General features: G+C 50.5%; 22 protein-coding genes and 2 tRNA genes. 8 read left to right on the top strand and 16 right to left on the bottom strand.

Annotated elements, in window-relative coordinates:
- Positions 1 to 47: 47 nt before the first annotated feature.
- From H6A12_RS02175 to H6A12_RS02115, 13 genes are all read right to left on the bottom strand, one after another.
- The gene (locus H6A12_RS02175) at positions 48 to 797 is read right to left on the bottom strand and encodes a hypothetical protein (RefSeq protein ID WP_099322086.1); all 750 of its coding nucleotides are present in this window, start codon (positions 795 to 797) and stop codon (positions 48 to 50) included.
- A gap of 21 nt (positions 798 to 818) precedes the next feature.
- A complete protein-coding gene (locus H6A12_RS02170) occupies positions 819 to 1,235 on the bottom strand; it encodes a hypothetical protein (RefSeq protein ID WP_178354370.1) in 417 nt (138 codons plus the stop codon).
- 13 nt (positions 1,236 to 1,248) lie between these two features.
- Positions 1,249 to 2,517: a DEAD/DEAH box helicase gene (locus tag H6A12_RS02165; protein WP_345941212.1), complete on the bottom strand. Its 1,269-nt coding sequence runs from the start codon at positions 2,515 to 2,517 to the stop codon at positions 1,249 to 1,251.
- A gap of 77 nt (positions 2,518 to 2,594) precedes the next feature.
- The gene (locus H6A12_RS02160; protein WP_204444301.1) at positions 2,595 to 3,023 is read right to left on the bottom strand and encodes an HNH endonuclease signature motif containing protein; all 429 of its coding nucleotides are present in this window, start codon (positions 3,021 to 3,023) and stop codon (positions 2,595 to 2,597) included.
- Positions 3,024 to 3,136: 113 nt separating this feature from the next.
- Positions 3,137 to 3,340 (bottom strand): hypothetical protein, encoded by a 204-nt coding sequence (locus H6A12_RS02155; RefSeq protein WP_178354369.1) that lies wholly within the window; start codon positions 3,338 to 3,340, stop codon positions 3,137 to 3,139.
- Positions 3,341 to 3,421: 81 nt separating this feature from the next.
- Positions 3,422 to 3,811, bottom strand: coding sequence for an RNA polymerase sigma factor (locus tag H6A12_RS02150; protein ID WP_099322501.1), 390 nt, complete (start codon positions 3,809 to 3,811; stop codon positions 3,422 to 3,424).
- 590 nt (positions 3,812 to 4,401) lie between these two features.
- Complete coding sequence (locus H6A12_RS02145; RefSeq protein WP_178354368.1) at positions 4,402 to 5,217, bottom strand: DUF3825 domain-containing protein; 816 nt, start codon at positions 5,215 to 5,217, stop codon at positions 4,402 to 4,404.
- The gene (locus tag H6A12_RS02140) at positions 5,214 to 5,456 is read right to left on the bottom strand and encodes a helix-turn-helix domain-containing protein (protein WP_178354367.1); all 243 of its coding nucleotides are present in this window, start codon (positions 5,454 to 5,456) and stop codon (positions 5,214 to 5,216) included. The genes H6A12_RS02145 and H6A12_RS02140 overlap by 4 nt, the downstream gene beginning before the upstream one ends.
- Positions 5,431 to 5,853 carry an RNA polymerase sigma factor gene (locus H6A12_RS02135; RefSeq protein WP_178354366.1) on the bottom strand — a complete coding sequence of 141 codons (423 nt, stop codon included), beginning with the start codon at positions 5,851 to 5,853 and terminating at the stop codon, positions 5,431 to 5,433. The genes H6A12_RS02140 and H6A12_RS02135 overlap by 26 nt, the downstream gene beginning before the upstream one ends.
- A 205-nt stretch (positions 5,854 to 6,058) precedes the next feature.
- A complete protein-coding gene (locus H6A12_RS02130) occupies positions 6,059 to 6,487 on the bottom strand; it encodes an arsenate reductase ArsC (RefSeq protein WP_204444331.1) in 429 nt (142 codons plus the stop codon).
- Positions 6,488 to 6,489: 2 nt separating this feature from the next.
- Positions 6,490 to 6,867, bottom strand: coding sequence for a thioredoxin family protein (locus H6A12_RS02125; RefSeq protein ID WP_204444299.1), 378 nt, complete (start codon positions 6,865 to 6,867; stop codon positions 6,490 to 6,492).
- Between the two features lie 18 nt (positions 6,868 to 6,885).
- The gene (locus tag H6A12_RS02120; RefSeq protein ID WP_204444297.1) at positions 6,886 to 7,899 is read right to left on the bottom strand and encodes a permease; all 1,014 of its coding nucleotides are present in this window, start codon (positions 7,897 to 7,899) and stop codon (positions 6,886 to 6,888) included.
- Positions 7,900 to 7,988: 89 nt separating this feature from the next.
- Complete coding sequence (locus tag H6A12_RS02115; protein WP_033125792.1) at positions 7,989 to 8,297, bottom strand: ArsR/SmtB family transcription factor; 309 nt, start codon at positions 8,295 to 8,297, stop codon at positions 7,989 to 7,991.
- Positions 8,298 to 8,465: 168 nt separating this feature from the next.
- Between H6A12_RS02115 and H6A12_RS02110 the strand changes: the two genes are divergently transcribed.
- The 3 genes from H6A12_RS02110 to H6A12_RS02100 all read left to right on the top strand — a co-directional run bounded on the left by H6A12_RS02110 (position 8,466) and on the right by H6A12_RS02100 (position 10,341).
- Positions 8,466 to 9,086: a hypothetical protein gene (locus tag H6A12_RS02110; RefSeq protein WP_204444295.1), complete on the top strand. Its 621-nt coding sequence runs from the start codon at positions 8,466 to 8,468 to the stop codon at positions 9,084 to 9,086.
- Positions 9,087 to 9,195: 109 nt separating this feature from the next.
- On the top strand, positions 9,196 to 9,570 hold the full coding sequence (locus H6A12_RS02105) for a DUF3795 domain-containing protein (protein WP_177639268.1): 375 nt from the start codon (positions 9,196 to 9,198) through the stop codon (positions 9,568 to 9,570).
- 159 nt (positions 9,571 to 9,729) lie between these two features.
- Positions 9,730 to 10,341, top strand: a complete 612-nt coding sequence (locus H6A12_RS02100; protein ID WP_177639267.1) for a SprT-like domain-containing protein — start codon at positions 9,730 to 9,732, stop codon at positions 10,339 to 10,341.
- A gap of 314 nt (positions 10,342 to 10,655) precedes the next feature.
- Here H6A12_RS02100 and H6A12_RS02095 read toward each other — a convergent pair.
- Positions 10,656 to 10,731: transfer RNA gene (locus H6A12_RS02095), tRNA-Thr, on the bottom strand.
- A 136-nt stretch (positions 10,732 to 10,867) separates the two neighbouring features.
- Between H6A12_RS02095 and H6A12_RS02090 the strand changes: the two genes are divergently transcribed.
- A complete protein-coding gene (locus tag H6A12_RS02090; protein ID WP_204444293.1) occupies positions 10,868 to 11,698 on the top strand; it encodes an MBL fold metallo-hydrolase in 831 nt (276 codons plus the stop codon).
- A gap of 124 nt (positions 11,699 to 11,822) precedes the next feature.
- Positions 11,823 to 12,866, top strand: a complete 1,044-nt coding sequence (locus tag H6A12_RS02085) for a polysaccharide deacetylase family protein (protein WP_204444291.1) — start codon at positions 11,823 to 11,825, stop codon at positions 12,864 to 12,866.
- Positions 12,867 to 13,070: 204 nt separating this feature from the next.
- Here H6A12_RS02085 and H6A12_RS02080 read toward each other — a convergent pair.
- Positions 13,071 to 13,146: transfer RNA gene (locus tag H6A12_RS02080), tRNA-Gly, on the bottom strand.
- A 140-nt stretch (positions 13,147 to 13,286) separates the two neighbouring features.
- On the opposite strand from H6A12_RS02080, the gene H6A12_RS02075 reads away from it, so the two are divergent.
- Genes H6A12_RS02075 through hflX form a run of 3 tightly spaced genes read left to right on the top strand, consistent with a single transcriptional unit; the run spans position 13,287 to position 15,189 of the window.
- Positions 13,287 to 13,559: a DUF2508 family protein gene (locus tag H6A12_RS02075; protein WP_204444289.1), complete on the top strand. Its 273-nt coding sequence runs from the start codon at positions 13,287 to 13,289 to the stop codon at positions 13,557 to 13,559.
- 37 nt (positions 13,560 to 13,596) lie between these two features.
- Positions 13,597 to 13,869 (top strand): pro-sigmaK processing inhibitor BofA family protein, encoded by a 273-nt coding sequence (locus H6A12_RS02070; RefSeq protein ID WP_204444287.1) that lies wholly within the window; start codon positions 13,597 to 13,599, stop codon positions 13,867 to 13,869.
- A gap of 48 nt (positions 13,870 to 13,917) precedes the next feature.
- A complete protein-coding gene (hflX, locus tag H6A12_RS02065; RefSeq protein ID WP_204444286.1) occupies positions 13,918 to 15,189 on the top strand; it encodes a GTPase HflX in 1,272 nt (423 codons plus the stop codon).
- A 196-nt stretch (positions 15,190 to 15,385) separates the two neighbouring features.
- On the opposite strand, the gene H6A12_RS02060 is transcribed toward hflX, so the two are convergent.
- A complete protein-coding gene (locus tag H6A12_RS02060) occupies positions 15,386 to 17,776 on the bottom strand; it encodes a glycoside hydrolase family 38 C-terminal domain-containing protein (RefSeq protein ID WP_204444284.1) in 2,391 nt (796 codons plus the stop codon).
- Positions 17,777 to 17,915: the final 139 nt, after the last annotated feature.

The following is a 17,915-nucleotide window of genomic DNA, read 5'->3' as shown; positions in this document are numbered from 1 at the left end:
GGAAAGCGGAGGAGGCCCGAAGGCCCCGCTCCGCTGGGCGAAAGTGCTTATTGCAGGGGTTCCACGATCTCGCCGGTTTCCGGGTCAACCAGCGGGCCAGCCTCGGCAGGCTCCTCGGTATCAAAGCCCACGCGGCGGCTGTACTGCTTCACCTGCTCGGACAGGCGGTTAATGAGGATTTGCTCCTCGCTGGTGAGCGGGCGGTCAATGGTAAACTGTGCCTGCGAGTATGCAATGCCGCTGGCGTTGGTGGCCTTTTTCAGAGAAAAGCGGGTCACGACCATGTTGCTCTTTTTGCCCTTACTGAGCAGGCGCTTGATGTAGCGGGAAAACTCCCGCATCGAGCCGGTGGGCAGGGAGAGGATCAGCGGGAACAGCTCGCCCTCCCGCAGCAGGAATACCCTGCGCCGGGTTTTGCAGGCTTTGCTGTTGTTCTCCCCGGAGCCAAACTGATTGAGGGGGCATTGTGCGCAGACACCCCCGGGTGTGCCTTCTCCGGTCACGCCATCGAAGGAGCCGCAATCGGGTGGGTTGCTGCCTCCGGTATATTTCTCCTTGTAATACTGCAAGACCGGATGATGGTGCAGGATCACAGCGGAAAATTCCTTCACCATTTCCGGCTCGTCCGCCTCGTCGCCGGGCAGCTCGAACATGGTGGCACCGCCAGACGGGATCTTCACCCGGTCAAAGCCGCCCTCCAAGCCTTCCAGTTCCTCGGCCATACTCTCGTTCATATTGAAGTCGGCAAGGGCCAGAAAGCCGCTGCCAGTAGTCATAAGTTCGTTCTTATCGCTCATGGATAAATCCTCCTGATATTTTTACTTTGCGGCCTTGCGCACGCCCACGGTAGTTTTCTCAAACACATTGACAAGGCCATCCAGCCAATCCGGCAGCATATCGCCGTTTTCCGCCACCTGCTCCTTGACAAAGGCGGAGAGGCTGTTGGCGTTGACGGTTTCATACACAAGGTCGCCGAAGCCCCCGGCGCGGAGGGCGGAAAACAATTCCTCTTTCCGGCCCGCCACGGCGGAAGCGTGGGTTTTGGTCGTCAGGCAGAACATGGTTCCGGCGCGGGTAAAATTCTGCGTTTCACTTTCGGCCATCAGCTCGGAGAGGCGGTAGTCCACCTCGTCCATTTCCGCCTTGATTTCTTTCAAGTGCTGCTCGGCCTCGGCCTTCTTGTCACGAAGCGCCCGGAGCCGGTCAGCCAGCTCAAACATTTTTTCTGTATCCATCGTTCCTCCAAATCTAAGCAGCAAAGGGATTTCTCCCGTTGCGGTAATCGTCAACAAGGGTTCTCGCAAGGTCGGCCTTGCTTTCCAGTGCCGCCAGCACCTTTTCATCCACGGTGCCACGGGCCACCAGATATAAATAGGTGCAGGGCATCCGCTGGCCCACCCGGTGTATCCGGGCCTTGGTCTGCTCAAAGTTCGACATGGAATAGTCGAGGGAGTAAAAGACCATGGTAGAGGCAGCGGTCAGGGTAATGCCAAGCCCTGCTGTGGCAATCTGGCCCACAAAGGCCATGACCTCCGGCTCATTTTGGAACCGCGCCACCTGCTCGTCCCGGTTCTTCACCTCGCCGGTGATGCAGGAATACCCAAGGCCCCGCTTTTCCAGCAATTTGCAGATGGCTTTGATTTCCGGGATAAAGCGGGCAATGATAACCAGCTTTTTCCCCTCGGCCACAGCCCCGTCCAGAATGTCCTCCAAGGCGGAGAGCTTGGCCGCGCTTACCTGCTCCACGGCAGCGGTTTTGTCATTTCCGAGAAAGCCGCCGGTGAGCTGGGACAGCCGCAGTAGCCGGGTGAGGATGTTAGTGGCTGTAACCTCGCCACCGGCCAGTTCCGCATAGCTTTCTTTAACGAGGCCCCGGTATATCCGCAGGGCGGCAGGTTCCAGCTCTATCTGCCGGATCATATCGGTGGTTTCTGGCAAATCCAGACATTCCGCCTTCGTTGCCCGGTAGGAAATGCTGTGGAGCTTCTCTGTCAGCTCGCTCTCCATAGATTTCTTCAAAACCGGGGTATGATTGCCATAGCCCACCATATCAAAGTAACGGTTGCGGAAGGCATAGAAGCTGTTCCCGTAAATGGCCGGGTTCAGAAATTTATACTGGCTGAACACATCAATGGCCTTGTTGGTGATAACCGTACCGGTGAGCAGGAGCCGGTAGCTTGCCTCCCGGCCCATCCGGTGCATGGCCTTGCTGGCAGCGATATTGTGGGTTTTGATCTTGTGGCCCTCGTCCGCGATAATCAGGTCGGGATGCCATGCGGTCAAAGCCTTTTCCAGCCGCCATGCGGACTCATAGTTTACGACCACCACCTGCAGGGCGGTGCCGATCATGTGCCGCAGGGTATCCAGCTTCTTGGCGCTGCTGCCGGAAAGAACCGCCAGCGCATACGGGAAGGCAGCAAATTTCTGAAATTCCTCCTCCCATACGCCAAGGATGGAGAGCGGGGCCACGATCATCACCCGGCGAATCCGGCCCGCTTGTGAAAGTGCGCCGGTAATGGCGATGGTAGTCAGTGTTTTCCCTGTACCGGGTCAACCCATTTCCATGAGGAGCGCAGCCCCTTTACTGGAAATGTTCATTTGCACCACCTCCCTTGCGGATCGCGGCGCTGGGTCTTGGTATGCTCTGCCTGAGAGGGCAACACCTCTAAATTCATCGGATCGTTGTTCAGCTTGTCCCCGTCCCGATGATGAACGACCTCTCCGGGCCGCAGGGGCCTGCCCAGCATGGCTTCCGCCGCCACGCGATGCTCGTGTCTGCCGTAAAATTTCCGGTAAGCCTTCCCGGCACCTTGGGCGGACAGCTTCTCCCGGTGCTTTCTGCGGGAGGACACCACCCCGCCCGGTTTGTTGAGGGGGTTGGCGGTACGGTTGTATTCCGTCATACGGCCAGCGTTCCACTTACGGGCATGAGCCACACAGCAGAAATTGTGCTGGCGCACCTCATGGGCGGGCTTCTGGAAGCTCCGACCGCACAGGTGGCATTTCACCGTCGCTTGGGCCATCCCGATCACCTCCCGGCAGCAGGCCAAACAGGCCGCAGACAAAATTGAAGGCTTCGATCTGGTGCCGGTAGGGCGTTGCCTTAATCGGCATAGGCAGGGCCGGGCGGACATTCTCATGCACAATCATGGCTGCCCACCTCCGGCACCTCCTGAACCGACAGCGCCTGCACACTGTCGCCGGGGACGATGATCGTCACACGGCGCGTATCCCCGAACAAACGCCGCAGCACCCGCTCGCGCAGCCGAACCGTCTCACAGCGGACTATGCCGCCGGTTTCCGGCCCGCTGGCAATGCAGATTTTCAAGTTATGTTTCATTTGCCTTTCACCTCTTTCTGAGAGCCGGTTTTTGTAGCTCTCACTGTTAGGCCACGGGAAAGACAAATTGTAAGGGTCAGATTAAAAATTATTTTTAATCTTCTGGTATATCCGCTTTAGGCGGTCATGGATTGCCACATGGGAAACGCCTTCTTCACGGGCAATCTTCGAGATTTTCTCATTTTCAAAATAGACTCGGCGCACCAGCTCCCGCTGGGCCGGGGTAAGGGCCTCCATGGCCCGGAGCAGGCAGGCCATATCCGCCCGCTTCAAAACTTGCTCCTCCGTATTTTCAGGGGAGAGGAACGCCTCGCCTTCGTATTCCATACCGTCGAGGGAAGTATGGCGGCGGGTTTCCTTGTGGTCGTTGTTATATTCCTGCCGGTCAAAATCCACCAGCAGCTCCCCAAGGTTGTCGTCCACCTCAATTTCAGAAATTTCTCCATTTACAAATTCATACCGGACTTTCATTTTGCCGTTCTCCTTTCGGAGCCCGGCAGGCGGCACCTTGGCCGCTAAAACAAAAAAAGCCTGACAAGCAGCACAAAAGTGCCGCTTGTCAGGCTCAATGTCGTCTCCACCATCTTTCGGGTGGTACCATGGAGGTTTGACCGCTATCTAAGGAATGAAATCGCCCCTCCGCGCATCATGCACAAACAAACGCGCGCACCGGTTTCCCGGCTTCGCTGTCCGTTGCCCGTCCTCATATACATTCCTTATGAGGGCTGTAGTATTGCCGCAGCTATCCGGTAAGTCCCGGAGTCTTGCCCGGAACATTCGGTGTTTGCTATTCAGTTTTTATTACCCCGATTTCTGCGCCGCAGTGCCCGCACTTCACATAATAATCGGGATACCGGCCCTTCTTCGGGATAATCAGCCGTGATTTGGTATCTGGTGCGGAATCCATAAACCGCCGCCCACATTTCGGGCAGAGGATCGGCTTCCGTTCATCTGTCAGCTCATATTGTTCAACCTCCTTCTTGCTTCGGCGCAAGTCTAAGCACCCCTTTCCGCCAGAGCCGATCCGGCTGCCGGGGAGCGGGCCTGCGATCTGTGCGCAGCTATTCCTCCACAATGTCCGTGAGCCAATGCGCCACCGGTCTGGAAAGAAGCCGCGCGTTGAGGTACGCCATCTCTAAGGTGAGGCAGGTATTCCCCAAATAATACCCGTCCATGATCGTGAGGGTCATGGCAAGGTCGGGCTGCTCCATATCGGTCAGACAGATCGGCAGCAAGTATTGTACCCGGCCCTGATACCCCTGTGGAACCACAATGCTCGGTTCCACCACAGCCTTCCGCCGCGCCAACTCAACTGCCGTTTCTAAGAGCAGGGGCAGGTTTTGCGCTTCTCGGATTTCTGGCGGGATACGGGAAAGGTTCTCCGCATCACCGAGGATATGCTCCACGTTGACACGGATCGGCCATTCCGGGTTGTAATTGACGCCATATTGCGTCATATAGTAGCTGGGCTTCTTTGGCAGCGGGGAGATATGCCGGAGCATCGGCGACAACTCGTCCGCAAAGCCCCTGAAAAACCATTCCAGCAGGGAGTCCTTCTTTTTATTCCGGTCAAAACAGGCATAAATGGCTTTGTACCGTCGGGTGTAGAGGCCCGTATGGAAGCAGCAAAATTCATTCTCGATGTGGAAGTAATCTGCCGCGCTGCTGGGGTTTCTTTCGTCCTTGTAGTCAATAAGCTGTTTCTTAAAGATCGCGTGAATGTATCGCTCCAAAATCGGAGTATCTGGATTTTTCGTTAAGTATATAGGGTTTTTGAATCGCCACGGTTCCGGCAAGGCCATCTCCGCCAGCATATCAAGCTGGGAGTACCAGTTCGGGACGTAGGCGAAGGAAAACAGGTCTGGCATGAGTATCATATCAGTTTCCTCCATTTGTTCTGTAATGCGTCCACGAGCTTCATCTGCACCTCAATTTTCATATCTTCATCAATATGCCGGTATATCCGGCCATCCGGGCCAACTTCGTCGTACGACACCAGAAAATTGATGTAAGCGTCATAGTGCAGGAGATATGCTTCGATTGCCTCTTGGTCGCCGTGAACCGCTCGCTTGATTAGGTCATAGGTTAATTCATGGCTCTGAGCTGCCTTGCTCATAGAATTTCCGGATTGCCTTGAAAGCGCGCTGCCTCAGGTTGTAGACAGTGCGGGTCGTCACCTCCATTCTGGCTGCAATTTCCCTGTCCGTCCAAGCATACCAGAAGTCAAAGAGTAAGACCTTCCGCTGCTTCTCCGGCAGGGAGCAGAGTGCTTTATATAAAGTTTCGCTGTGAACCACGCAGGATAACTCGTCCGCATAAAGCACAAAATGATCGGACGGATACCTGTCGTCGTGGCTTAAAGTTTCAAGAAGATAGTCTACCGGCTCGTCGGAGTAATGCTTCTCCGCGTTGGCCTTTGCCCGTTTGAGATTTCTGCTGAAATTCCGGGCCACCGTCTTGGTGAAGGAATCCACCATGGCGACGATCCGTTCTTCATCAGAGGGAGACATCATGCCGCATCCCTCCTTTTTGCAGATTTGAGCTGGTTCTTTTTCGCCTCCTCACATAACCAGAACACATCTCAGGGGTGCAAACCGGAAAGTTTTTTTGAAAAATTCATTTTATTTTTGCGAAGCTCAGATTATACAAAGGGTGTTTACAAAAAAGTGGGCCAATCCACACAAGGCAGATTGGCCCGCAATAGAGTTTGTGTAGCCTTTAGTCTGATTCTGATTGAAGGCCATCGTTGCTGGTGCAAAAATAATTTTTTAACTCATTTAATCTTTTCTCTATCTGCATGATAACATATTTGAATATTTCATCACCTTGTCCCGTTGGATCGGGAAGACCCCAATTATCATCAAATGCTCTACCGATATAGGGACAGCCGACATCACACCCCATTGAAATCGCAATATCAGGCGTGGGGATTTTATCAATCGTCTTGCTATACTGGCTTTTCTCCATATCTATCCCATAAAGCTGTTTCATAAGCCGCACAGCATCCTGATTGATTTGTGGTTTTGTTTCTGTTCCAGCAGAATAGAAATCAAACTTATCTCCCGCCAAATGTTTTCCAAGTGCTTCTGCAATCTGACTGCGGCAGGAGTTATGCACACAAATAAAGGCTACCTTTTTCTTATCCATCATTAAAACCCCAGCTTGTGCAGCAGAGCAACTACATCAACGGCTTTCAAAACCTTGCCCATAGCAACAACCTTTTCATTGACAACAAGGGCAGGCATACTCATAACCCCGTATTCCATTACTTTCTGCATGTCGGTAATGTATTCGACCTCTACGGAAAGTCCCATATCCTTTACCGCCTGTTTTGCGTATTCAAATTGTTCGTGGCAGGATTTGCAACCTGCTAACACTTTGATACAGCAGATTTCTCCCTCTTTCAAATCAGGACAGCAATCGTTTGTAATGCTTTCTGCTTCGCTGGCAGCACCACCACAGCTACAAGCGCAAGCAGGTGTTTTCTTTTCTTCTTCCTTTTTCTTTCCAAAATTAAATAATGCCATAATAATAACCTCCTAAAATTAAACAATTAAATATTGTATTGCGTTGAAAAGATAGCCTACAATAATAATACCAGCGGCACATATTCCAATGAAAATACCGAGCAGTTTCGGCTTAACTGCTTTGCGAAGCATAATTATTGAAGGGAGCGAGAGCGTTGTAACGCCCATCATAAAGGAAAGCACAACGCCGAGCAAAGCACCTTTTGCAAGCAGGGCTTCTGCAATCGGGATTGTACCGAAAATATCCGCATACATCGGAATACCTACTATCGTAGCAAGAATTACGCCAAACGGATTATTTTCGCCAAGTGCTTTGACAATAAATTCTTCAGGAATCCAGTTGTGAATGAAAGCACCAATGCCCACGCCAATCAGAACATAAGGAGCAACCTTTTTAGCGGTTTCAACAACCTGTTCCCACGCAAATTTCATACGGTCTTTGAAATGCAGCTCCTCCTGCGGAACATCAATTGAGTGACCGTTTCGGATATATTCTTCCACTTGATTATCGAGGTGCAACTTTTCAATTAGCGTTCCGCCAGCCACAGCGATTACCAAACCGAATATTACATATAAAACAGCAACTTTCCAGCCGAAAATACTCATCAGTAAGACAAGGCTTCCGAGGTCAACCATCGGCGAAGAAATCAAAAAGGAGAATGTAACGCCAAGCGGCAAACCTGCGCTTGTAAACCCGATAAACAACGGAATGGAAGAACACGAGCAAAACGGTGTTACCGTACCGAGCAGAGCGGCGATGATATTCGCCCATATTCCGTGAAATCTGCCGAGTATCTTTTTAGCTCTTTCGGGCGGGAAATAACTTTGAATATACGAGATAATCAAAATCAAAACGCCAAGCAGTACCATAATTTTTATGGTATCATAGATGAAAAACTGAATACTCGCTCCTATTTTGCCCGTGGTATCTAAACCGCAAGCGTTCAAAATTGTTTCAATGAGACGATTCAGCCAGTTCATACCGAGGACTTCATTTTGAAAAAAGTCCCAAATTGTTTTTAGTGCCTCCATAAAAAGCTCCTTTCATATAGTCATATTGAAATATGTCGATTTAATATTCCGAATATAAGTCGTGCGGAAAAGCATTCAAATAAACTTCCTCACTTTTCACAGCACGACTTATTTTCGCTTTCAACATCAAGTGTTGTCAACTGCCGCAAACATTCTTTTGCCTGTTCCACACCTTTTTCTGAAATAGAATAGTGTGTCCATTTTCCCTCTTTGCGCCCGACAACTATTTCCGAGTCACAAAGAATTTTCATATGGTGGGAAAGCGTAGGCTGTGTGACATTGATTTCTTCCAACAGCTTGCAGGCGCATTTTTCACCTGAACGCAGCAGTTTTATAATCCTAATGCGATTTTCATCACAAAACGCTTTGAAAATTGCCGCAATTCTTTTTTCATCCATCTCTCTCAATCACCTCCTATAGATAAATGTCTATATGTTATTATATGCACGACAGCGTGAATTGTCAATACCTTTTTCAAAAAAGGCCTTGATTTTTCACCCGTGGTGTGTAAGCTGTGACTCACACAAGGCAACAGCCCCAGCACAAAATGAAAGGTGGAAATGATAATGAAAACAGGAAAAATCACAGCGAAACTGAGGGACGCGGTTCCGGTTTGCCTTATGGTAAACGGCGAGGAAGTCAAGCGGTATAAGAACATTGAGCTGCCGGACGCACTGAAAGAGGTGGAAATGACCGACTTCCATTTCAACGTACACATGGATGGGAAGATCACCTTTGAAATCCACTATGAGGAAGGCGCACTGCCGGAGATATTCCCGGAGGCCCGCACCAGAGTAAGCCGAGCGGCGAAGGCCGCAGCCAAAGCCGCCGCACAGGAAAGCACAGAGGTTATGGCCGTGGAGGCTGCCGAGCCGGAAATAGAGACCGCGCTGCAAGAAAGCCCACAAACCGACGAAATCCCGGCGGAAGATCCCGGTGAGCCTATCACGGTGGGAAATGAGCCGGAAGGCATCGAAGCGGCCTATAATGTGACAGGTGTGCGTCGCAAGGAGCTGGTGGCAGCAGTAGGCGACTTCATTGGCGCAAAGCCGGAATATCTGAGAGCGCCGACATACGCTTTCGCAGTAGGAAGCTATAACATTGACAAAGAAGGAACCTTGACCGGCCCGGAAAATCCGGCCCTCATCGAAAGCCTGAAAGAACAAGGTTTCATTGCCGCAGAGTAAAACGAGAAGGCCCCGCTTCGGCGGGGGCTTTCTTGGGTTATAACATGCTTCCCTTTTGTAGCTCGATATGCTATAATCAGAAAAACAAATTGGAAGTTGGAGGGATCACATGAAACGAGAATTAGGAATTGCCAGATGTGGCCTTGCGTGTTGCTTATGCACAGAGAAAGCTGATTGTAACGGCTGTGGCTCAAACGGTTGTCCAGATAATGATATTTGTGAGAATAAAAAATGTTCGATTGCAAAAGGACTGACACACTGTTATGAGTGTGAAGAAAATTGCAGGAAAGGACTATTAAGCAAAATCAAACCGTACGCATTTACCTTATTTGCGAAAAAGTATGGAGAAGAAAAGCTCTTGGACTGTTTAGAGAGAAATGAGAAAAACGGGATTGTATATCACAGAAATGGCATAAACGGAGATTATGATGATTTTGATGATGTAGAACAGTTAATGAATTTTATCCTGACAGGAGTGCGATAAATCCTAATTTGCTGTTTTGATTAGCCCCGCTTCGGCGGGGCTTTTCCTGTCCTCAGTGAAAAAAGATATGTTTCAAGACCTTTAGAGCTTGCTTTTTGACCGGTGTTGTATAAGCTGTCACTCACAGAAATAAAACATATCTTTAAGGAGGACGCAATCATGCTACAAATATCTGAAATCGTAAGAAAAACCGAGGAAATGTTCGACCTGTTCAACGAGCATTTTTACGAGGGCGAGTTGAGCCGCCCGGCCATCACTGTATCGCCGGACGGAGGGCGCGGGGCTTATGGCTGGTGCAGTATCAACGAGATATGGAACGCCAGCGGAGAGAAATATCGGGAAATCACTCTCTGTGCCGAGTACCTTGACCGGCCCATCTTCGAGCTGGCAGCCACGCTTCTGCATGAGATGGCGCATCTCTACAATCTGGTTCATGGCATCCAAGACGTAAGCAACAACGGCTACTACCACAACCAGAAATTTAAGGCCACCGCTGAGGCCCACGGCCTGCATATCGAGAAGCACGCCAAGTATGGCTGGACGGTAACAACGCTGGCCCCGGAGACTGAGGCATGGATCAGAAAAACTTTGGGCGAGGACAAGATCAACGCCAGCCGCTTGCCGGTGGAAGGCACCACCAAGGGCGGAAGTAAGAAATCCATTAACCGCAGCATCAAATATGTCTGCCCCTGCTGCGGCACCATTATCCGGGCAACGCGGGAGGTCAATGTAATCTGCGGGGATTGCGGAGAGCCATTCGAGCAGGAATGAGACAAAAGCGGGAGCCGTAAGGTTCCCGCTAAATTGTTCTCATTGAAAGAGGTGGCGCTGTCCGGGAGTGGATACTTTTTAGCGTTTCCTCGTTTCTGGCATATACGGGCCGGACAAGGGTGTGCAAAAATGAGCCGCCATGGGACTATGTGATCGCCGCGATAGGAAGCGGGCCGATGGCGGACTAATCCACCAAGTCCCCGGAAAACAGAAAAAGCCCGGAAAGCCTGATATTGTGGGCTTTCCGGGCATAGATACAAAAACAGCCCTCCGATTTGGAAGGCTGTTTTTGTATTAAAGATTGTTCCTTAATATGGAGCTGGTGGACGGACTCGAACCCCCGACCTGCTGATTACAAATCAGCTGCTCTACCAACTGAGCTACACCAGCGTATCTCATATTCTATTATTATAATACACGATTCCGCAAAAAGTCAACCTGCTTTTTTCGTTTCTTCTTTCACTTGCAACCATGGTTGCGTTTTTTTATACTATACTTAAATAACCCATTGATCGGAGGGATTCTCTTGAAACTGACGGTTCTTTCAGAAAACAGCGCGTTTTCTCCTCAATTTTCATGCGAACACGGTCTGTCCGTGCATGTCTGCACATCCGACTGCGCCGCTTTGTTCGATACCGGTGCATCCGACCTATTCTTGACCAATGCAGCAGCCTGCGGCATTGATCTTTCCACCGTTTCATGCGCCGTGATTTCACACGGCCACTACGATCACGGCGGCGGCATTGCCGCTTTTCTGCGGGTGAATCAAACCGCTCCTGTTTATCTGCACAACGGCGCATTTGCTCCGCTTTATTCCCGCCGGGCAGAAGGACTCGCTTTCATCGGGCTGCCGCCTGGGCTAAACGATCACGAAAGACTGCGCATCATTTCCTGTGACAGCATTGTTCCGGTCTGCAATCATATATCTGTCTTTTCCGGTGCAGAACCGACTGCACTTTTCCCTGCCGCAAACAAAAAACTGCTGATCCGCACAGCTGACGGCGATTTTCCCGACCCGTTTTTGCATGAACAATACGCCGTCTTCGAAGAAAACGGAATGCTCCTGCTCTACACCGGCTGTGCACACCGCGGCATTGTGAACATCATGCACCGGTTCTGCGCGCTGTTCGGACGCGCACCCGATCTCGTTGCGGGCGGATTTCATTTAGGCGACCCGCGCAACCCGCTCGCCTTTGACGCATCATTCTGCGCGCAGACAGCCGCCGCGCTTGCCTCATTTTCCAACACGCTCTATCTCACCGGGCACTGTACCGGAAGTGCACCATATGAGATTCTTGCAAAACATCTCGGTACACGGCTCATGAAGCTGTCTGCCGGTGCACAGTTTGATTTGTAAGCGCCGCGCTTACGGAAAATGATTACATTCCGACAACATTTATTACAGTTGATAAACAAATTTCACTTTCCTATTGATTGTCGCATTTTGTCGATTATAATAAGAAGTAACAAGAGGAAAGTAGGTGTTTGTTTTGAAACGATTTCACTTCTTAAAACTCATTTGCTGTATTACTGCATGCTTGATGCTCAGCAGTTGTGTGTCTTATCAGACACCTACGCTTTCTTCCGCGGAATCATCGGAAAGCAGTATCACAAGTACAAGTGAGCCGACTTTTGAACAAACATCTTCAGAAGAAATTTCCGAGGAATCAAAACCCGAATCTTCCGAAGAAACGTCTTCGAAACCGGAATCGTCAAAGCCGGCATCATCGAAACCGTCTTCATCAAAGCCGACGGAATCAAAACCGAAACCTTCCGAACCGGAATCATCGACTCCCCCAAAACCAGTGACATATCCGAAAAGTCCCAAGGGATTAAACACCGTATACCTCACCTTTGATGACGGACCGACCCCAATGACGCCGCAGGTACTTGACGTACTCAACGAGTTTGGTGTCAAAGCAACGTTTTATGTGGTATCCGGGCCGGGTGCGAAATATGCCGATTACACAAAGCGCGCATTTGACGAGGGACATGAAATTGCGATTCACAGCGCCTGCCATGACTACAAAAAGATTTATCAGTCAAAGGACGCATTCTTTGAGGATTTTACAAAGACACAGAACTGGATTATGGAAGTGACCGGAAGCGGTACGCCGACGCTTCAATTCAGGTTCCCGGGTGGAAGCAGTATTTCGAAAAAGTGGGCGGCGCCATCGGTGATGAACGAGATTCTGCACACAGCTCAAAGCATGGGTGCGGTGCACAACGACTGGAACGTATCGGCAGGTGACGCGACATATCCGCGTCCGTCCAAGGATCGGCTCATACAGAATATTCTGCCGGCGGCGATGAAGCTGAACGAACCGGTCATTCTGATGCACGACTCGAAAGATAACAAGAATTTATGCGCGGCGCTTCGTGAGATTATTCCGGTGATGCTGGAAGCGGGATACACATTCGACACGATCTCGAACATCAAAAATCCGGCACAGCATCGCATTTACAGTGAATCCGGCACGCCGGCAAGCGGCGGCGGTTACGTCAAGCGCCAATTCGGCGCCTAAGGCGCGTTTCCATCGCACACGGAATTTTGTGCAAAACCGAACTCTTCTTCCTGCGCTGGAGACTTCATAAAAAAATAAACACCCCGTATCGCATGATACGGGGTGAATTGCTCCACCGCAGGTGGTCCAGACTTAGCCCACAGCGCGGGCAGAAAACCAACAATAATAAAAAAACCTGCGTGCGCGAGTTGCGCACCGCAGGTGTGGAGCGGATGACGAGGCTCGAACTCGCTACCTCCACCTTGGCAAGGTGGCGCTCTACCAGATGAGCTACATCCGCAGGTAAATCGCTTCAAAAAGAAAGCTTTATTATTATATCAGCCGCACACGCCCTTGTCAAGCATTTTTTGTTTGCACAAGCTGTATAAATACAGGAAAAACGGTCCAACCTTTTACATATGATAAAAGGAGGCACCGCACATGGAAGGAATTCTTTCAAAAACACAATCGAAATGCGCACAAATCTGCGCACTCGTCTTAAACCGCCCGGCTTCCAAACAGCCCACGCGCGCCGAAGAATTGATTGCCGCACTCCGCGAAACAAAACAAAAACTCGCCGCACTCGAACAGGCTTTCGACTTGGAAACCGACTTTGACCGCATCGACGCGTATGTCTTTGAAATCGAAGCGTGCAAACGACAGTATTCCTACCTCATCAAATGCGCAAAACGCGAACACATCACCGCGTTTTAACCCGCCTCGCATCTTTTTTAATAAGGAGCGATCGTCTATGGGGAATATTCTGCCCTCCGAATGGATTACGCTGTTTGTATTAGCCGCACTGCTCATCCTGCTCTTATGGCTTTTGCGGCATTACCGGCGCGCAAGGCTCTGCGTGCTCTGCTGGGCATGCACGGGTGTCGGTGCGCTGTTTTTATGTACTGCGCTCGTGCCGAACACGATACTCCCACTCACCGCCAACCTGTTCACCGGCGCCGTTTCTGCGGTGCTCGGCGTGCCGGGCGTGTGCCTGCTCACCGGCGCGTGTCTTTCGCTTTTTTAAAAGATATGGTATAATACTGCCAAACCGATTCGCAAAGGAATGACGCACATGCATCTTTTGGAAGAAGAAACACAACGCGTTTTGCTCGCCGCAGTCGATACAGGCGAATATGATGCAGAAGAATCCATGGAAGAACTCGCGGAACTCGTCCGCTCAGCAGGCGGCGAAGTGAAAGCACAGGTCATCCAGCCGCTTCCCTCCATTCGTCAGGCAACATATTTAGGCATCGGAAAGCTTAAAGAAGTCAAGGAAGCTGCCGAACGGCTCGACGTAAACCTGCTCATCTTTGACACAGAGCTGACCGGCGCACAAATGCGCAACATCGAAGCGGAAACCGGCATCCCCGTCATCGACCGCACGATGCTGATTCTTGATATTTTTGCACAGCGTGCACGGACAAACGAAGGCAAACTGCAAGTAGAACTTGCACAGCAAAAGTACCGGCTCCCACGGCTTATCGGCATGGGGCAAGCACTCTCCCGTCAGGGCGGCGGCATCGGTACGCGCGGCCCGGGCGAAACAAAGCTTGAAAGCGACCGCCGTCACATCCGCCGCCGGATTGAATCGCTCACCCGCCAGCTTGATGAGTTAAAACGCCGGCGCGGTGACTTGCGCAAACGCCGCCAAAAAAGTGAACTGCCGGTCGTGTCGCTCGTCGGCTATACAAACGTCGGCAAATCCTCGCTATTAAACGCGCTGACCGACGCAAACGTCTATGCCGAAAATCAGCTGTTTGCAACGCTCGATACCACCTCCCGCCGGCTTTTGCTCCCCTCCGGAAAAGAGGCAATCCTCACCGATACCGTCGGACTGCTGTCCCGCCTGCCGCATGAACTGATTGAAGCGTTCTCCGCAACACTTGAAGAAGCGGCTTCCTCCGATCTGATTTTGCATGTGTGCAATCTTTCAAACCCGCGTGTCGCAGAGCAAAAGGAAATTGCTGAGCAGCTGCTTTGCAAACTTGGCTGTACCGATATTCCAATGATCACCGTCTACAATCAGTGCGACCGTGTGCCGCTTTCGCTCCGACCGCGGACAAACGATCATACGGCAGTCACCTCGGCGCTCACCAAAGAAGGCCTTGACGATCTGCTGCTAAAAATCGAACAGCTATTGTCTGCCGAAATGCAGTCGGGCACATTTTTACTGCCGTATCACGAGGGTGCGCTGCTTTCAGAAATCCGAAAGCTTGGCCGTGTGGATTCCACCGATTTTGAAGAAGGCGGCATCCGCATCACTGCCTCAATGCCGAAGCGGCTGTTTGCTCAGGCTTCGCAATATGCCTGCACGGACACAAACGAATATTCCGATTTGGAATAATATAATTATTTTATACGATTAGGAATTAAAGAACGATGCGCATTTTGATTCCTGTTTGTATTAAACATCTTATATTCTCCTGCTTGTTGTTTTGTTGTGTAAAGATAATAATACAACTCGGATAAATCATTAAAGATATAACAAAACAGCGCTGTCCCGTTTCAGACAGCGCTGTTTTTATCATGTACGCATTTCATTATTCACCGGTGATAAAGGTCACGACGCCGAGGTCGCGGTCTTCCAGCCGATCAAGCGATGCGTTCGGTGCTTCGCCGCTCACGCGCTCGATCGCATAGCAGTATTCTGTAAAGCCGGAGAGATCCATTTTGAAGTTTGTCTCCCATGTGTTGTTCATGATCCAGCTGTACAGCGGACGTGCATTGTTCTCCTCTTTGTTGTCGCATAGGTGAATCGGATGGTGACGCATCTCACCCTGATACAGCAGTGCGGTATCGAGTGTGCTTACCAGATAGCTTGCATCATCGGACGCAAACACCACACCGTGATCGGCAGTGTAGTATTCCATATTGGTACCCGGCAGCTGGTCGATGCCCGGGCGCATCATGACGCCGCCTTTTTTGATATATGACACGGTTTCCGTGTTCAGCGACAGCGGCAGGAACATGCTTTCGATATCATGCGAAATGGTTTTACCGATCTGGAGTTTGAAGTCGATGCGCGGCAGTTCACGGTACATTTTGACAATGACCGCAGTGTGTACTGTGCCCGGAAGCGAGAATGTGAATTTCACTGTGACAAAGACCGGGCCGCAGTCTGTAACCGTGACATCGGTGAGCGCTGCCTGATACAGTTTCGCGTGCAGGCCGCGGATGTTTCTGCCGATGCGGCGGCGTTCTTCATAGACGTCGGTGCGGATTTCCGTGTTTTCATAAAGCGGTGTGAAGAAGGTGTTGATGCCGTCTTTTAACAGCTCTTTGCCGCTCTGTTTATCATAGAACGATGTAAATCCCTCGCCGATGCGGTACGACAGTTTAAACCAGTCGTTTTCGATCTGATACGGCAGCAGATACGATTCGGTGTCATGATTGTTTTCGACATCACGCACCCGCTCTGCACCGACGAATGCAACACGTGTACTTGCCGGTTTTGTCTGATCCGGAATTTCCTCATAACGGAATGTTTTCTCCTCGCCTGCTTCAAAGAACGAAACAAAGCTTACGAGCACACCGCGCGGATGTGCAGACATCTGTGCCGGAATTTCTGCGCCTGTGGACGGATCAGTCACGCGGATCCCGCTCATTTTTGCGGTTTCCACATAGAACTCCACCGGGAATTTGCCGGCCGTTCTTGCAAGGTTGACTGCCTTGACTGTACCGGTGGTGTTATAGTAATAGTGGCTGTCACCGAGTGCATGACACTGCTCATTTTTCCGCATTGCACTTGCTTCGTGCGCTTTGGATGCATAGCTGGTGTTGCGGATATCAAGATTTTGCACCATAGTGTCATACGGATTTGTAATCGTCGAAGAATGACCCCAGGTGTGCTCTGCATAGAGGAGCATATTTTCGTCTGCGGTGTCTGCAAGTGCATCATTATGAATCCCCGTTTTTTCTTCGAGGCGGTCACAGATGTGTGCAAGGCGCTGTGCCTCTTTATAGTGTTTGACGGAATACGGTGTACTGCCAACGCCGTTTGCCCACCAGTCGTTCAAATCGCCGCGGTAAATCGGTGCATTTTTGACTGCATCGCGGATCAAATCATACAGCTCGGACACAGTGACCATCTGCAGACGGACTTCCTCGCCGTACCGCTCGTTGAACGCGTTGATCATTGGAATAATGGTCGGGTTCGGCGGTGCGTTATCGCTGAACACGCCGGACACGCTTGTGATATAAAACGGATACGGATAGCCGTCGTCCTCGTATTCTTTGATGCTCTTTTTGAGATTCTCGTGCAGAATGTCCACCGGATCGGTTTCATTCTGTCCGCCGAAATACATCTTCGTCATATAGTAGGTGTTTTTGTTATAGACAATGCCGAGTGCGTTGCCGAGGTTATAGTGCTCGCCGCTCCACACCAGCAGACGTTTGCCGTTTTCTGCTTCCCAGAAATACGGTGTCTGGTTTTTATAAAGCGGGTACATGCCGTGGTGCGTATGGATATTGGTGAACAAAAACTCAATGCCGTTTTCGATCAGAATATCACGTGCGCCCATCGAAATGCCGTTAATGTCTGCGTTCATTGCCGCATTGACCGGCAGTCCGTGTGCAGTGAACAAATCCTGCATCTGTTTCGTTTTGCGGGAAAGCGCACCGCAGTCGACCAAGTCGTTAAAGTTTAAATAAGTGCCCGAAATGCCGATATTGCCGCGGCGCACCAGTTCAAAGAACAGCTCTTTTTCCGCTTCGTCCGCGTGTGCTAAAAATTGCTCGACACAGTAGTACGTTTCGCAGTTCCATTTGAAAAAGCGCATGTCGGTATTTTGTTTGTAGCCTTCGTCGATCATGTGGATCGCCTTTTTGATATTATAGATATGGTTATAAACCACCTGCTCCTGCAAATCAGTATAGCCGATATCGGTGTGCGAATGATGAACGATATAGACGTTTTTAATGGTGTTTCCCATTGCAAGACCTCCTGTGTTTTCTTTGAAAGAATACTTCCCCTACATATTAGCGAGAATCGTTCAATATGTCAATACATATTAAGAAAATTTTTATTGCAAAAAATATTACAAATCGTAATTTATGCAGGAAAAACGGCGT

The sequence above is a fragment of the Merdimmobilis hominis genome, assembly GCF_016901855.1.
Lineage (GTDB): Bacteria > Bacillota > Clostridia > Oscillospirales > Ruminococcaceae > Paludihabitans.
Note: the sequence above shows the minus strand (reverse complement) of the source record. Positions and strands in the feature narration are given on the sequence as shown.

Coding starts and splice junctions, on each gene's coding strand:
- H6A12_RS02070 (WP_204444287.1), top strand. CDS start 13,597: ATGGGGAATATTCTGCCCTCCGAATGGATTACGCTGTTTGTATTAGCC.
- hflX (WP_204444286.1), top strand. CDS start 13,918: ATGCATCTTTTGGAAGAAGAAACACAACGCGTTTTGCTCGCCGCAGTC.
- H6A12_RS02135 (WP_178354366.1), bottom strand. CDS start 5,853: ATGATGTCTCCCTCTGATGAAGAACGGATCGTCGCCATGGTGGATTCC.
- H6A12_RS02150 (WP_099322501.1), bottom strand. CDS start 3,811: ATGAAAGTCCGGTATGAATTTGTAAATGGAGAAATTTCTGAAATTGAG.
- H6A12_RS02145 (WP_178354368.1), bottom strand. CDS start 5,217: ATGATACTCATGCCAGACCTGTTTTCCTTCGCCTACGTCCCGAACTGG.
- H6A12_RS02075 (WP_204444289.1), top strand. CDS start 13,287: ATGGAAGGAATTCTTTCAAAAACACAATCGAAATGCGCACAAATCTGC.
- H6A12_RS02110 (WP_204444295.1), top strand. CDS start 8,466: ATGAAAACAGGAAAAATCACAGCGAAACTGAGGGACGCGGTTCCGGTT.
- H6A12_RS02170 (WP_178354370.1), bottom strand. CDS start 1,235: ATGGATACAGAAAAAATGTTTGAGCTGGCTGACCGGCTCCGGGCGCTT.
- H6A12_RS02105 (WP_177639268.1), top strand. CDS start 9,196: ATGAAACGAGAATTAGGAATTGCCAGATGTGGCCTTGCGTGTTGCTTA.
- H6A12_RS02175 (WP_099322086.1), bottom strand. CDS start 797: ATGAGCGATAAGAACGAACTTATGACTACTGGCAGCGGCTTTCTGGCC.
- H6A12_RS02140 (WP_178354367.1), bottom strand. CDS start 5,456: ATGAGCAAGGCAGCTCAGAGCCATGAATTAACCTATGACCTAATCAAG.
- H6A12_RS02160 (WP_204444301.1), bottom strand. CDS start 3,023: ATGGCCCAAGCGACGGTGAAATGCCACCTGTGCGGTCGGAGCTTCCAG.
- H6A12_RS02155 (WP_178354369.1), bottom strand. CDS start 3,340: ATGAAACATAACTTGAAAATCTGCATTGCCAGCGGGCCGGAAACCGGC.
- H6A12_RS02120 (WP_204444297.1), bottom strand. CDS start 7,899: ATGGAGGCACTAAAAACAATTTGGGACTTTTTTCAAAATGAAGTCCTC.
- H6A12_RS02130 (WP_204444331.1), bottom strand. CDS start 6,487: ATGGATAAGAAAAAGGTAGCCTTTATTTGTGTGCATAACTCCTGCCGC.
- H6A12_RS02060 (WP_204444284.1), bottom strand. CDS start 17,776: ATGGGAAACACCATTAAAAACGTCTATATCGTTCATCATTCGCACACC.
- H6A12_RS02100 (WP_177639267.1), top strand. CDS start 9,730: ATGCTACAAATATCTGAAATCGTAAGAAAAACCGAGGAAATGTTCGAC.
- H6A12_RS02115 (WP_033125792.1), bottom strand. CDS start 8,297: ATGGATGAAAAAAGAATTGCGGCAATTTTCAAAGCGTTTTGTGATGAA.
- H6A12_RS02125 (WP_204444299.1), bottom strand. CDS start 6,867: ATGGCATTATTTAATTTTGGAAAGAAAAAGGAAGAAGAAAAGAAAACA.